The 13491-nt window shown below is 65.9% G+C and carries 14 protein-coding genes; 4 read left to right on the forward strand and 10 right to left on the reverse strand.

All coding sequences use genetic code 11. The features are described 5' to 3' along the window. Positions 1-13: 13 nt before the first annotated feature. From pufL to trpS, 10 genes are all read right to left on the reverse strand, one after another. Positions 14-844 carry a photosynthetic reaction center subunit L gene (pufL, locus tag RSPPHO_RS07980; protein ID WP_014414760.1) on the reverse strand — a complete coding sequence of 277 codons (831 nt, stop codon included), beginning with the start codon at positions 842-844 and terminating at the stop codon, positions 14-16. Between the two features lie 135 nt (positions 845-979). Further along, positions 980-1156: a light-harvesting antenna LH1, alpha subunit gene (gene pufA / locus RSPPHO_RS07985; protein ID WP_014414761.1), complete on the reverse strand. Its 177-nt coding sequence runs from the start codon at positions 1154-1156 to the stop codon at positions 980-982. A 15-nt stretch (positions 1157-1171) separates the two neighbouring features. Continuing rightward, positions 1172-1363 (reverse strand): light-harvesting antenna LH1, beta subunit, encoded by a 192-nt coding sequence (pufB, locus tag RSPPHO_RS07990; RefSeq protein WP_014414762.1) that lies wholly within the window; start codon positions 1361-1363, stop codon positions 1172-1174. 187 nt (positions 1364-1550) lie between these two features. Then, on the reverse strand, positions 1551-3002 hold the full coding sequence (gene bchZ / locus RSPPHO_RS07995) for a chlorophyllide a reductase subunit Z (protein WP_014414763.1): 1452 nt from the start codon (positions 3000-3002) through the stop codon (positions 1551-1553). Continuing rightward, complete coding sequence (gene bchY / locus RSPPHO_RS08000) at positions 3003-4406, reverse strand: chlorophyllide a reductase subunit Y (protein WP_242390606.1); 1404 nt, start codon at positions 4404-4406, stop codon at positions 3003-3005. A gap of 38 nt (positions 4407-4444) precedes the next feature. Further along, complete coding sequence (locus RSPPHO_RS08005) at positions 4445-5437, reverse strand: chlorophyllide a reductase iron protein subunit X (protein ID WP_014414765.1); 993 nt, start codon at positions 5435-5437, stop codon at positions 4445-4447. Beyond that, positions 5434-6372, reverse strand: a complete 939-nt coding sequence (gene bchC, locus RSPPHO_RS08010) for a chlorophyll synthesis pathway protein BchC (RefSeq protein WP_014414766.1) — start codon at positions 6370-6372, stop codon at positions 5434-5436. Before bchC ends, RSPPHO_RS08005 begins: the two co-directional genes overlap by 4 nt. Before the next feature lie 105 nt (positions 6373-6477). Continuing rightward, positions 6478-6882, reverse strand: coding sequence for a methyltransferase (locus RSPPHO_RS08015; protein ID WP_014414767.1), 405 nt, complete (start codon positions 6880-6882; stop codon positions 6478-6480). A 292-nt stretch (positions 6883-7174) separates the two neighbouring features. Next, entirely contained in the window at positions 7175-8443 is a 1269-nt protein-coding gene (lysA, locus tag RSPPHO_RS08020; RefSeq protein ID WP_014414768.1) for a diaminopimelate decarboxylase, read from the reverse strand. A gap of 21 nt (positions 8444-8464) precedes the next feature. After that, the gene (trpS, locus tag RSPPHO_RS08025; protein WP_041794755.1) at positions 8465-9463 is read right to left on the reverse strand and encodes a tryptophan--tRNA ligase; all 999 of its coding nucleotides are present in this window, start codon (positions 9461-9463) and stop codon (positions 8465-8467) included. 223 nt (positions 9464-9686) lie between these two features. Between trpS and bluB the strand changes: the two genes are divergently transcribed. From bluB to RSPPHO_RS08045, 4 genes are all read left to right on the forward strand, one after another. Further along, on the forward strand, positions 9687-10355 hold the full coding sequence (bluB, locus tag RSPPHO_RS08030; protein WP_051013757.1) for a 5,6-dimethylbenzimidazole synthase: 669 nt from the start codon (positions 9687-9689) through the stop codon (positions 10353-10355). Positions 10356-10520: 165 nt separating this feature from the next. Then, the gene (gene hisN, locus RSPPHO_RS08035) at positions 10521-11300 is read left to right on the forward strand and encodes a histidinol-phosphatase (protein WP_041794756.1); all 780 of its coding nucleotides are present in this window, start codon (positions 10521-10523) and stop codon (positions 11298-11300) included. Between the two features lie 14 nt (positions 11301-11314). After that, positions 11315-13144 carry an extracellular solute-binding protein gene (locus RSPPHO_RS08040; RefSeq protein WP_014414772.1) on the forward strand — a complete coding sequence of 610 codons (1830 nt, stop codon included), beginning with the start codon at positions 11315-11317 and terminating at the stop codon, positions 13142-13144. Positions 13145-13214: 70 nt separating this feature from the next. After that, on the forward strand, positions 13215-13487 hold the full coding sequence (locus tag RSPPHO_RS08045; protein ID WP_014414773.1) for a hypothetical protein: 273 nt from the start codon (positions 13215-13217) through the stop codon (positions 13485-13487). Positions 13488-13491 lie beyond the last annotated feature (4 nt).

A 13491-nucleotide genomic window follows, 5' to 3' on the forward strand; every position in this document is an offset into this window, starting at 1 on the left:
TACCCCTCACCCACTAGCCAACGAAGCTGTACGGGAACTGGAGCCACCAGTTCCACCATTCCGGCCAGCCGCGGGTCCAGAAGGGGCCGCTGAGAATGATGCAGACGGCACTCCAGAAAGCGGCGCTGATAGCCAGGAAAACACCAAGGCGGTGAATGCCCAGCGTGCCGATGGAGTAGCCCACCACATCCCGGAAGAAGGTATTCTCGTGTTCGGACCCCTTCACCTTCTCACCCTTGCCCGGGTTCGAGGCCGACAGAATGATCGACCCGTGCATCGCGAGCGCCATGCAGTTGGTGAAGAAGAAGGTGATACCGATCATATGAGCGGGGTTATAGTGGAAGTGCAGGAACTGGTAGCCAATGTTCGACACCCAGTCCAGGTGGCTCAAAATGCCGTAGGGGAACCCGTGACCCCACGCGCCCAGCAGAAGCGGGCGAATCACCACCAGCGCAAGATAGGCAAAAATCGCGAAGGAGAAAGCGAACGGAATGTGAAGCCCCATGCCGAGCTTGCGCGCGATTTCGACCTGACGCAGCGCCCACGACACAAAAGCGCCAATGGCGCAGATCGTGATCAGCTGCCACAGACCGCCCTTCATCAACGGCGCAAAACCCAGACCATAGGAAAGATCCGGGGGAGCAATATTAATCCGCAGGGGATTCCAAGTCGGTCCCAGCGCCGTCCCCAACAGGATCAGGGCGATGCCGAGGGAAGCGAAGAGACACGTCGTGACTCCGAAGAAGCCGACGTAGAACGGCCCCACCCAGAAGTCAAACAGATCTCCTCCCACCAGCGTCCCGCCGCGGACACGGTACTTTCTTTCAAAACTGAGCATGGCCATTTATGGGCCCTCCGGTCGGGAGTCTTTGAACGACCGCCGCCCCGCCGAGTGGTCGGCAGCGGGCGGCCTGGAAACCCCCAGGATCCGCCCGCTGCCGTCGGCACGCGACGCTACTGACTAGCGAAAAACGCCCGCTTACGACAGCACGGAGGTCACAGAGACCTGAGCAGCCTTGACGGGGTTGCCTTCCAGCCAGTTGAACCGCTCGGTGCTGAGCAGCAGGAAGTGGATCAGCAGAGCGAGGACGGCCAGGAACGCGAACAGACCGACCAGAGCACGACGCGGATCAAAAAGCAGCCAAATACGCCACATATCTCAGTCCTCCAATTACGACAGGAACGTCAGGGTCTGGTTCACCAGGTCCATGGCATAGCCATTCGGGCCCGGAATCCAGGGACGCCACAGCCAAGCAAGGACGTGAGCGATGGCGGCAACGGCGATGAAGCCGGAGGCGCTGCTCGAGAACGTGTTGTGAAACTCCTTGGCCTCTTCTTCGTTCAGCGTAGCATTATCAACCATGTGTTTACCTCCTGATACTAGCCCACTTAGGTCGTCCGCGCCGAAGCGCGCCGGTTTCGCTAAAGGAGCAAGCTCCTTCGTTGACTCGTTCGCCCAACGACCAGGAACGAACGACCGGATCCGACACCCCTCCCCCCAGGAGCGGAGGAAAGGCTGACGAAACTTTCACCCCCCAGGGCGGGCGCCCTTAGTGAACCGCCCTCCCCTCGGGACGACCCAGAGCCCGGATCACCAGATCGGCGGTGACCACTTCGGCTCCGGCATCCCGCGCCGCCCGCTCCGCTGTATCGCGAAGCCGCTTGGCGGCGGAAATACGAACCAACACCGGCTCTGCGTCTACCAAGCGCTCCAGCGCTTGACGAGCCTCTTCTTCCCAAGGCAGCTCGCGGTGCAGACGCGACAGGGTCGCTTCCACACGGTCGAGGTCCGTGCCCAGGGGCAGGATCCCAAACAGGGCATCGAAGAGCGCGTTGCACACTTCCTGAACCAGGTAGGTCGCGCCTGCGTAGCCCATGAACGGCGTTCCCGTATGCCGGCGCACCACCGCGCCCGGGAACGACGCCGGAATATACATCGCCCGCCCGCCGGTCTCGGCCAAGTACATCCGCTCGTTATAGCTGCCGAACAGCACCAGCGGGGTCTTGCCCTGAACCGAGGCCCGCACCATATCATTATCCGTCTTGCCACCGGGGCGACGAGCAATCGCAAAGGTGCAGGGCAGGCCCATTTCGTCTCCCAGGAACCCCTGAAGGCCCCGGGCGTAGGTTTCGGTCGCCACCACGCCAAACGACGCGGTGCCAAAGAAGTCTTGCGTCACCGACCGCCAGAGGTCCCACAGGGGCTTCAAGGTCGTATGCTTTTCCTGCTCGATAAACGGCTCCGGGTCAAGTCCCAGATGCGCGCCCAGGGCCCGCAGGAAGTTGGTCGTCGCGCCCAGACCCACGGGAGCCCGCAACCAGGGCTTGCCGATGGCCTCGCACACGGCGGTGCCAAACTCGCGGTACAGGCACACACTCGCGTCGGCCTCCGCCAAGCGCCCGATCTCGGAGAGCGCGCAGCCCAGCGGGAACACGAGGTTCACCTCGGCGCCGATCCCCTCCACCAAGCGGCGGATCTCGGCCAGATCCGAGTACATGTTGAACGTGCCGTAGGCGGCGCCAATCAGGTTCACCCGCGGCTTGGCGCCCGCCGGACGGGGGGCCGGCTTGGCGGTCTTCTTGGCGCCGTACTGCTGCCACAGCCACGTCATGGCCCGGTCGGCGGACTGCCACTGGTCCTCGTCGATGGTGCGCGGCAAGAAGCGCTGGATGTTGGTCCCCGCCGGGGTCACGCCGCCGCCGATCATCTCAGCGATGGAGCCGGTCACCACGACGGCCGGCTTGGCCGGGTCGAGCACCGCGTGGGCCCGCTTCATCGCGCCCTCGGTGCCTTCGCGCCCCAACTCTTCTTCCCCCAGACCGGTGACGACGACGGGCAACTCATGAGGCGGCAGCGCGTCGGTGTAGTGCAGAACCGCCGTGACCGGCAGGTTCTCGCAGCCCACCGGGCCGTCGATCATGACCTGAAGCCCCTTCACCGCCGTAAACACGTAAACGGCTCCCCAGTATCCGCCCGCGCGATCCAAATCCAGGACCAACATTTACGAAGCCTCCCTCTGGCCGGCTCGGCACCGGGGCGCCTCGTCCCAGTTACCTGCCACATCGCCGGTCCCAACGCCAGAAAAARAGCGCTTCATCGCCTCAAAACGGCCTTTATTCGCCACTGCGGCATTAACAACCTGAGCGAGAGAACCCGCGCCAGCTGGTCCCATCAGGGGGCGTGCCGAGATCAGGTTGGTGAAATAGAGGGCCGGAATCGCCCGCTCCTTGGCCGCCTGCACCACCGGGGTGGTGCCGATCGCCAGATCGGGTCGAAACGCTTCCACGGCCCCGATATCTTGTTCCAGGGGCGCCCTGTAGGCGACAATCACCCCCTTGGCCTCCAGCCACTGCCGGTCCTCCTCGGACCAGGGCGTGCGCGGCAAGGCTGTGCTGACATACGGAACCTCCGCGCCACTTTCGATCAGAAGACGCGCAACCAGCAGTTCCGAGCCCTCATAGCCCGAGAGGGTGATGCGGCCCTTGATCGGCGCCCCGGCCAGGGCGCCTTGGATGGCGGGCAGGATGCGGTTTTGGGCCGCCGCCACAGCGTCGGAAGCGACGCCGCAAGCTTTCCCTACCGATTCCAACCACGCCGCCGTCCCATGGTAGCCCACGGGAGCCGAGCCGATGACCGGACGGCCGGCGTGTCGGAACTCGCGAATCGAATCGACATAGAACGGATGGATGGCCGCGGCCACGGCGCAGTCGAGGGCGGCGTACAGTTCGCGCCACTCCCGGGTCGGCACCACCGGCCCCACCGCCAGCCCCATAGGAGCCAGCATGGCACCAATGGTCATGGGATCGGCCGGGAACATCTCGCCCATCAAGGTAACCGTGGGCTTGTCGCTGGGGCCGCCGCGCGGCGCCATCACCGGGCCTTGTTCGGCCTCGGTGCGGGCATAGCGCAGCATGGCCCCGGCCAACACATCCTTGGCCTCGGCATGGGTGCCAACGCCAAAGCCGGGCACGTCGATGCCGATGATGCGCACCCCGTTGATCTCCTTGGGCAACAGCCGCAAGGGCACGCCCGAGGCGGAGGGCACGCACAAATTGGTCACAAGCACGGCGTCGTAGCGCTCGGGGTCAGCGAGCTGATACACGGCCTCGCGCAAGTCCTCGAACAGCTTGCCGGTGACCAGGGTCTCCGAGGTAAAGGGCACGTAGCCAATGGTGCGGCGCGCCCCATAAAAATGTCCCGTGAAGCTCAGGCCATACACACAGCACGCCGACCCGCACAACACCGACGCGGTGCGGCGCATGCGCAAACCGACGCGCAGCGAGCCAAAGGCCGGACACATGGTGGGCGCCCGACCATGGGGCCCCGCCGGGACGGGAAAGCCCACGGTCCCACAGGCAGAGCCCGCGGCGGGCGTCGGATCGGACGGACGATCAAGCGGCGTCATGACGGACGGATCCTTGGCGCGATCTGACTGGGGCGCACTCACGGGGTTTCGTACACGATCTCGAGGGACGGACGGGCCTCAATGACCCCGCCGCACATATCCTCCATGGTCGCCGGCTCCAACACCACGTCGCGCCCTACGTCCTCGCTCTTAAACAGGCCCAGCAACTCTTCTTGGGTCAGCGCCGTGGGATGGATGGGCGGCGCAGCGGCCACGTTGGCGGCCAGGGCCTCAAACAAGGGGGCCCACTCGCCGCCCGGCATGGCGACGATCTCGTAGGCCGCGCTCTTGCGCCGGATGTCTTCGTTGGCGGGAATGGTCGCGAGCACCGGCACACCGGCCTTGGCCGCGAAGGCCTGGGCCTCGCCGGTGCCATCTTCCTTATTAATGACCATGCCGGCCACGCCGACCGACCCGCCCAGCCGGCGGAAGTACTCCACGGCCGAACAGACGTTGTTCACGACATAAAGCGACTGGAGGTCGTTGGAGCCGACCACGATGACCTTCTGGCACAGGTCGCGGGCAATGGGCAGACCAAAGCCGCCGCACACCACGTCGCCCAGGAAGTCGAGCAAGACGTAGTCAAAGCCCCACTCATGGAAGCCCAGCTTTTCCAGAATCTCGAAGCCATGGATAATGCCGCGCCCGCCGCAACCGCGCCCCACCTCGGGACCGCCCAACTCCATGGCAAACACGCCGTCGCGCTTGAAGCAAACATCCTCAATGCGCACTTCCTCGCCGGCGAGGCGCTTCTTGGCCGCCGTCTCAATGATGGTGGGGCAGGCCCGGCCGGCAAACAGCAAGGAAGTGGTATCGCTCTTAGGATCGCAGCCGATCAGCAACACGCGCTTGCCCTGGCGGGCCATCATGTAAGACAGGTTGGAGAGCGTGAAGCTCTTACCGATCCCGCCCTTGCCATAAATGGCGATGATCTGCGTCTCGCCCGGACGGGGCCCGAGCGTCGAACCGCCGGCGCGGTCGGGCTGCTCGGCCACCGGGGCCGGGGGACAGAGGGGGGGCAGTCCGGTCATGACGCGGATCTCCAGTCAAGAATCATCTTCAAGCACGCGGGATCGCCAAACGCCGTGCGATAGGCGGCATCGGCCTCTTCGGGACGAGCGTGGTGGGTAATGAGGCCGGCCAGCGACAGACGCCCGTCGCCCAGCAGGGCCAAGATCCCGGCCACGTCGGCCGGCTTCCATTGGGCGGCCACGCGCAGCCGCGCCTCGCGCATGAAGGCGGGGGGGAAGGTAAAGGAGAGCGGGGCCTCGTAGAACCCGGCCAAAACGATCTCGCCCTGGGGGGCCAGACGGGCAATCAAGGTATCGAGCAGGCCCGCATCGCCGCTCACATCACAAATCGACGTGTAATCTTTGCGCCCATCGGCGTCGGGATCGACCACCTCGTAGCCCAGGGCCCCGTCGCACCGCGCCGGATTCTTCTCCCAGACCACCGGCCGCCCGCCAAGGGCCACCACCACCCGGGCCACCAGACGGCCCAGGACCCCATGGCCGATGATCAGGTCGGGCAGTGCGCTGCCCGGCAGGGTCACCGCATGATGGGCGGTCGCGGCCAGCGCAAACAAGGTACCGGTCTCGTCCATGCCCTCGGGCAAGGGCACCACGCGGGCCCCGGGGACCACGACCTTGGCGGCGGCCCCACCAAACAGGCCGCGCACCTCACCGTAGCAGGTAGCGCCGGGCACGAACACCCGCTCGCCCACCGCCCGCCCCGAGGCGGCGCCCGCCTCGATCACCCGGCCCACCGACTCATAGCCCGGCACCAAGGGATAGCCCAGGCCGGGAAACGGCGGCATGCGGCCGCTCCACAGCAGGCGCTCGGTGCCTGTGCTGATCCCGGACCACTCGATCGCCACCACCACATCGGCCTCGGTTGGGGGGGTGAGCGGTAGTCGCTTGAGCCCCAGCGATTGTGGTTTTTCTATGACGACAGCGAGAGTGTCCATGGGTGGCTCGGTGTCCGCTTTGTGTCTGGATTGTTATTGGTCGAAACGTGGCGCCATCGTAGCGGCGTTCGAGGGCGTGTCAAGCCTACCCTTGCGGGGCGGGTTTCAAGGCGTTGCGGCCAGAAGACACACCAGGAGCGGCCGACGCGTCGGCACCTTGCGCACCCGGGAAAACCCCGCCTCGTGCAGCAAAGCGCTCAGGGCCTCGGGGGTGCGCGGCCGGCCCGAGCCCATGGCCAGGAGGTAAAACAGGAAGTACGCGGTGGCCGACTCGGCGCCGACGGCCGCCATGGGCTCGGCCACCAGCAGCGTCCCGCCGGGCTCCAGGGCCTCCCGCGCGGCGCGCAGCAAGACTCGCACGGTGGCATCCTCGTGGTCGTGCACCACCCGGACCAAGGAAATGAGATCGGCACCCCGGGGCACGGGATCGCCCCGAAAATCCCCGCCAAGGCAGCAGACCCGCTCGCCCAGCCCGACCTTGGCCAACCGGGCCTCGGCGCGCGCGGCCACGGCGGGCAGATCAAGGGGGCTTCCGGGGAGATACGCTCCACCCGCGCCGTGGACGAAGCGATCAAGCATGACGTCGCCGGCGCACACCACGCGGGCTTCGCTCAAGCGTCCCGCCCATTCGGCAAGGGAGACGGTGTTCATGGGGTTGCCTCTGGCTCGGGTCGGGAAGCGGGGGGGGCGCCAGACGAGGTGACGCGGGGCTGCCGCCCCGGGCCCCGCCTGGGGCGATGCCCCAGACCCCCTTTTTTCTTTTTTGGGTTCAAGAAAAAAGGGGGGGTGGGGGGTCAGGAGGTTATTTGAGCCACTCGGGGACGCTTTCCAGGGCGGTCATCTCGGCCAGGGTGGGGCGGCGGCGCACGACATCGAAGCGGTTGCCCTTGACCAGCACCTCGGGCACCAGGGGGCGGCCGTTGTAGGTGGAGGACATGGCCGCGCCATAAGCGCCCGCCGTGGCAAAGGCCACCAAGGCGTCCGGGGCCAGGGGCGGCAGGGGCCGCTGCCGGGCGAACAGGTCGCCGGTTTCACAAATGGGCCCGACCACGTCCAGCGGCTCGTAGGGGGCGTCCGGGGCCGGCTGCTCGACGGGCAGGATCTCATGATAGGCGTCGTACATGGCCGGGCGCACGAGATCGTTGAAGCCGGCATCAAGGATCAGGAACTTGCGCGCCGCCCCTTCCTTCACATAGACCACGCGCGAGACCAGCAGGCCGGCGTTGCCGGCGATCAGGCGGCCGGGCTCCAGGATCAAGGTCACGCCCAGGTCGCCAAAGCACTCCTTGGCCAAGGCGGCATAAGCGCTCGGCGCCGGGCTTGACGGGTCGTCGCGGTGGTAGGGCACCCCAAGGCCACCGCCCAGATCCACCCGCTTCAGGGCAATCCCCTCGCCGCGCAGCGAAAGCACCAACTCGCGCAGGCGCAAGAAGGCCGCCCGGAACGGCGCCAGATCGAGGATCTGCGAGCCGATGTGCACCGCAACGCCCTTGAGATCAATGCCGGGCAAGGTGTTGGCGAGGCGGAACAAGGCCGGCGCCGTGGCCCAGTCGATGCCGAACTTGTTCTCCTTGCGCCCGGTGGAGATCTTGTCGTGGGTGTCGGCGGTCACGTCGGGATTAATGCGCAGGGCGACCGGCGCCAGCGTTCCCATGGCCGAGGCGAACTCCGAGAGGGCGCGCAGCTCGGGCTCGGACTCGACGTTGATCTGGGCGATCCCCAGTGACAAGGCGGCGGTCAGTTCGTCGCGGGTCTTGCCCACCCCGGAGAACACCACCCGCTTGGCCGGAATGCCGGCGGCGATGGCATGGCGCATCTCGCCCACGCTCACCACGTCGGCGCCGGCGCCCAGTCGGCCCAACAAGGTCAGCACGGCCTTGTTGCCGTTGGTCTTGGTGGCGAAGCAGACGTGCGCATCCTGGCCGGTGAAGGCCTCGGTGATCACCCGGTAGTGATGCTCCAAGGTTGCGCTGGAATACACATAAAACGGCGTGCCCACCGACTCCGCGATGCGGGGCAGGGGAACATCCTCGGCATGCAAAATGCCGGACTTGTACGTGAAATGGTCCATGATCAGGTCCGCAGGCCGGGGTTACGGGCGCAAAAGGCCGACAATATCGTAAATGTCCGCCAAAATCGGCTGGGCAATGGCGTTGGCGCGCTCGGCGCCGTCGCGCAAGACCGCGTCAATCGCCCCAGGATCGGCCATCAGGCGGGCCATCTCGGTGTTGATCGGTTGCAAGACCGACACCGCGAGGTCCGTCAGCTCGTTCTTGAAGGCGCTGAACGGCTGCCCCCCTACGCGCGCCAGCACCTCGGCCCGGGTGAGGTCGGCCAGCGCGGCGTAGATTCCCACCAGATTGGCCGCTTCCGGGCGCCCGTCCAGTCCTTCCACCGTTTCTGGCAGGGGTTCCGGGTCGGTTTTTGCCTTTTTCAACTTCTGGGCGATAGTGTCGGCGGTGTCCGTCATATTGATGCGCGAGAAATCCGACTCGTCGGACTTGCTCATCTTCTTCGAGCCGTCGCGCAGCGACATCACCCGGGTGGCCTCGCCCAGGATCAAGGGCTCGGTCAGCGGGAAGAAATCAACCCCGTAGTCATTGTTGAACTTTTGCGCGATGTCGCGGGTCAGTTCCAAATGCTGCTTTTGGTCCTCGCCCACCGGCACATGGGTCGCCTTGTAAATCAGGATGTCGGCGGCCATCAGATTGGGGTAGGCGAACAAACCCACCGACGCATTCTCGCGGTTCTTGCCGGCCTTTTCCTTGAACTGGGTCATCCGGTTGAGCCAGCCCATGCGCGCGACGCAATTGCACACCCAGGCCAACTGGGCGTGGGCCGGTACCGTGGACTGGTTGAACAGGACGTTTTTCTTGGGATCCAGACCGGCCGCCAGCAAGCCGGCCGTCACTTCCCGAATGGCGTGGCGCAAGGTGGCGGGGTCTTGCCAAACCGTGATGGCGTGCTGATCGACGACGCAAAACAGGCACTCGTAGTCGCTCTGGAGGCGCACCCAATTGCGGATGGCGCCCAGATAGTTGCCCAGGTGCAGGTTTCCGGTGGGCTGTACGCCCGAGAAGATGCGGTTCATCGACAACGCCTCACGGCTAGGGACAAGGCCGGGGCCGTCCCCGGCCTGGGGAGCATAAACCGGGGCGGGGTAGACCATTCATGCGAATCGGTCAAGCCTTTGAGCCTGGACCCTCTCAAGGAAAAGGGGAGGGCTCGGCAGGGGCGGCCGCCGTTGAAAACCGGTTCCTCCCCTGGCGCTCTCGTTTTAGGATCGCTCTTGGATCTCGATGACTGGAGCGTTCATGTCGCAGCTTCTCCCCCTGGCCCCTCCTGCCGCGTCTCCCCCGTCCTTTGCGGGCGCCTTCCAGGCCGACCTCGACACCTTGCTGACGTGGCGGCGCGATGTGCGGCGGTTTCGCACCGACCCCGTGCCCGAACCCCTGGTCGAGGCCCTGCTGGCCCGTGCCCACCTTGCCCCCAGCGTTGGCAACTCCCAGCCCTGGCGTTTCGTGCGCGTGCGCAGCCCGGAGCGCATCGAGGCCGTCGCCGCCGACTTCGCCGCCTGCAACGCCCGTGCACAAAACGCCCAGCCCCCCGAGCGTCAGGCCGCCTACGCCGCCCTCAAGGTCGAGGGCCTGCGCGAGGCGCCGGTCCAGATGGCCGTGTTCTGCGACGACACCACGGCCCAGGGCCACGGCTTGGGCCAAGCCACCATGCCCGAGACTCGCGCCTATTCGGTGGTGCTGGCCATTCATACCCTGTGGCTCGCCGCCCGGGCCCAGGGCCTTGGGGTCGGCTGGGTCTCCATCTTGTCGCCCGAGGTCGTTACCCGGAGTCTCGAGGTGCCCGCTGGCTGGCGCTTTATCGCGTGGCTGTGCATCGGTTGGCCCGAGCAGGCGCTGGGTATCCCCGAGTTGGAAACCGCCGGCTGGCAAGATCGGGCCGAGCGGCCGGTGGTTGTCGAGCGCTAGCGTCCTTTTCAGGGGGCACCCCGGGGCAATCGTCAGAAAAAAAGGAAGGCTGGGGCGGCGGGGCCTCCCCAGACCCCTCGGTCTTGCGGGGGGTCGGCGCTTGTGGCGACCAGCGGCCTTGGCTACCCTCACGGTCCCATCCTTTTTCGGACCGGAGGCTGTCCTGTGACCCTGTCCGCCCAGCCGTTTGTGGCCTTGGCCCATACCTTGGCCGAGGCGTCGGCCGCCCTCATCCGCCCTTTGTTTCGCACAGCCCTGGTCGTGGACGACAAGGCGGATGCCTCACCCGTCACCGTGGCTGACCGCGATGCGGAGCAGGCCATGCGCGGTCTGATCCGTCAGGCCTTCCCCGACCACGGGATCATCGGCGAGGAGTACGGGGCCGAGAACCCGCAGGCCGAGTTCGTCTGGGTGCTTGATCCCATCGACGGCACCGGCGCCTTCATCACCGGCATGCCGTCGTTTGGCACCCTGATTGGCTTGTGCCATCAGGGCCGGCCCTTTCTCGGGGTCATCAATCAGCCAATCTTGAACGAGCGCTGGCTGGGCGGCCGTGGCCTTGGCACCACCTTCAACGGTCTGCCGGTGCGTACCCGCCCGTGCCCCGCCGTGTCCCAGGCGGCGCTGTATACCACCGCCGTTGAGCTCTTTCACCGCGCCGAGGACAGCGCAGCCTTCGAGCGCCTGCGCCAACGCGCCCACCTGCGCCGCTATGGCTGCGATTGCTATGCCTATGGCCTGCTGGCCCTGGGGCACGCCGATCTGGTGTGCGAGGCCGGGCTCAAGCTCCATGATTACGCCGCCCTAGCCCCGGTGGTCGAGGGCGCCGGCGGGCGGATGACCGACTGGGAGGGGCGGCCCTTGCACATCGGATCCGGCGACCGGGTTCTGGCCGCCGGGGACGCCGCCGCCCACGCCGATGCCCTGGCCCTGCTTGCCGCCTGATCTGGAGACCTAGCATGCGTTTTGTTGCCTATGCCCTGTGGGGCGCCCTCGCCCTTTCGGGAGGGGCCGGTGCCGCCCTGGCCGCCGAGCCGGGACCGGCGCATGGCCTCGCCATGCACGGCGATCTCAAGTACCCGCCCGACTTCAAGCACTTTGACTACGTCAATCCCGACGCGCCCAAAGGAGGGGCGGTGCGGCTGGGGGCCATGGGCGCCTTTGACACCCTCAATCCCTTGACGCTCAAGGGCGAGGCCGCCCCGGGGCTCACCTTGACCCTTGACACCTTGATGGTCGCGGCCGCCGACGAGCCCTTCAGCAAATATGGCCTGATCGCCCAGTCGGTCGAGATGCCCGAGGATCGCTCGTCGGTCACATTCACCTTGCGGTCCGAGGCCGTCTGGAGCGACGGCACCCCCGTCTCCGCCGACGACGTGGCCTTCTCCTTGGAGACGCTCAGGACCCAGGGGCTGCCCCTCTATAATATGTATTATAGCGATGTGGCGAAGGTGGAGGTTCTGGGGCCCAAACAGGTCCGTTTTGTCTTCAAAACCAACCAAAACCGGGAGTTGCCGCTGATTGTCGGCGAAATGCCGATTTTGCCCAAGCATTACTGGCAGGGGCGCGACTTCAGCGCGCCGACCTTGGAAGCGCCGGTGTCCAGTGGCCCCTATCGCATCGAGAGTTTTGAACCGGGGCGGTCCATCACCTACGCTCGCCGGCCCGACTACTGGGGCCGCGATCTGCCGGTCAACCGGGGTCAGGACAACTTCGATTCGGTGCGCTACGACACCTATCGTGATGCGACCGTCTTGCTGGAAGCCTTCAAGGCCGGTGCCTACGACTACCGTTTGGAAAACGTCGCCCGTCAGTGGGCCACCGGCTACGATACGCCCGCCGTGCGCGACGGGCGTATTTTGATGGAAAAACTGCCCCACCATCGCACGGCCGGCATGCAGGGCTTTATCTACAATCTGCGCCGTCCACTGTTCCAAGATCCCCGTGTGCGCGAGGCTCTAGCCTACGCCTTCGACTTCGAATGGACCAATCAGACTCTGTTTCATTCCGAATACAGCCGGATGCGCAGCTACTTCGATAACTCCGAGCTGTCGGCCATCGGCCTTCCCGATGCCGCGGAATTGGCGCTCTTGGAGCCGTTGCGTGACCAGATTCCCCGGCGCGTCTTCACCGAGGCCTATCAGCCCCCCGTCGTGGATGAGGCCCAAGGCGGCCTGCGCAGCAATCTCGCCCGCGCCTTGGCCCTGTTGGGCGAGGCTGGCTGGACCGTGCGCGATGGCGCGCTACGCAACGCTGACGGCACGCCCTTTGCCTTCGAGATCCTGTTGGTTCAGCCGGAGTTCGAGCGCGTCGTCTTGCCGTTTGCCCGAAATCTGGAGCGGCTGGGCATCAAACTCGCCGTGCGAACCGTCGATACCGCCCAATACATGAACCGCCTCTCCCAGTTCGATTATGACATGATCGTCAGTGGCTGGGGGCAAAGCGAAAGTCCGGGCAACGAGCAACGTGACTTCTGGAGCCAAGCCGCCGCGACCACTCCAGGGAGCAGCAATTACGCCGGCTTCGTGTCTCCGGCCGTGGACCGCTTGGTGGAAAGCCTGATCAAGGCTCCCTCCCGCCCCGATCTGATCACCCGCGTTCGCGCCCTGGATCGGGTGCTGCAGTGGTCCTTCCTGGTCATCCCCCAGTGGTACCAACCTGCGGACCGGGTCGCGTATTGGAACATCTTTGGCCGTCCGGCCCAAACCCCGCGCACCGGTCTTCAGTTCATGACGTGGTGGGTTGATCCGGCCAAGGTTGCGGCGTTGGGGGGGCGAGGCGGGCGCTAGGCCTGCCCGAGTCCGGGGGGCGGGGTGTCCCTGCCTCCCGTTTCATCACCCTTGATCACGGGAGGAGAGAATGGCGCGTCGCTTTGTGCAGACCCTGGTCTCGCTGGTTTTGCGAGTGACGGTGCTGCCGGTCGTGTTGGGGGTGATGTTGGCCCCGTTTGTTCTGGGATGCTTGGTGACGGTCGCTCTCAGTTTGACCGTGGCACCGCCGCGTCTTGTGCTGCTGGCGGGGCCAGTGCTGGGTCTTGCCGTCACCGCTTTGTGGTGGTTGCCGCGTTGGCGGCGGGCGACGCCGCCGGCGTGGCTCGATCGTGCCACGGCCCTGGCACTCGGGCGCCGATAAAACA

Origin of the sequence: Pararhodospirillum photometricum DSM 122, assembly GCF_000284415.1 — a bacterium.
In the GTDB taxonomy this organism is placed as follows: domain Bacteria; phylum Pseudomonadota; class Alphaproteobacteria; order Rhodospirillales; family Rhodospirillaceae; genus Pararhodospirillum; species Pararhodospirillum photometricum.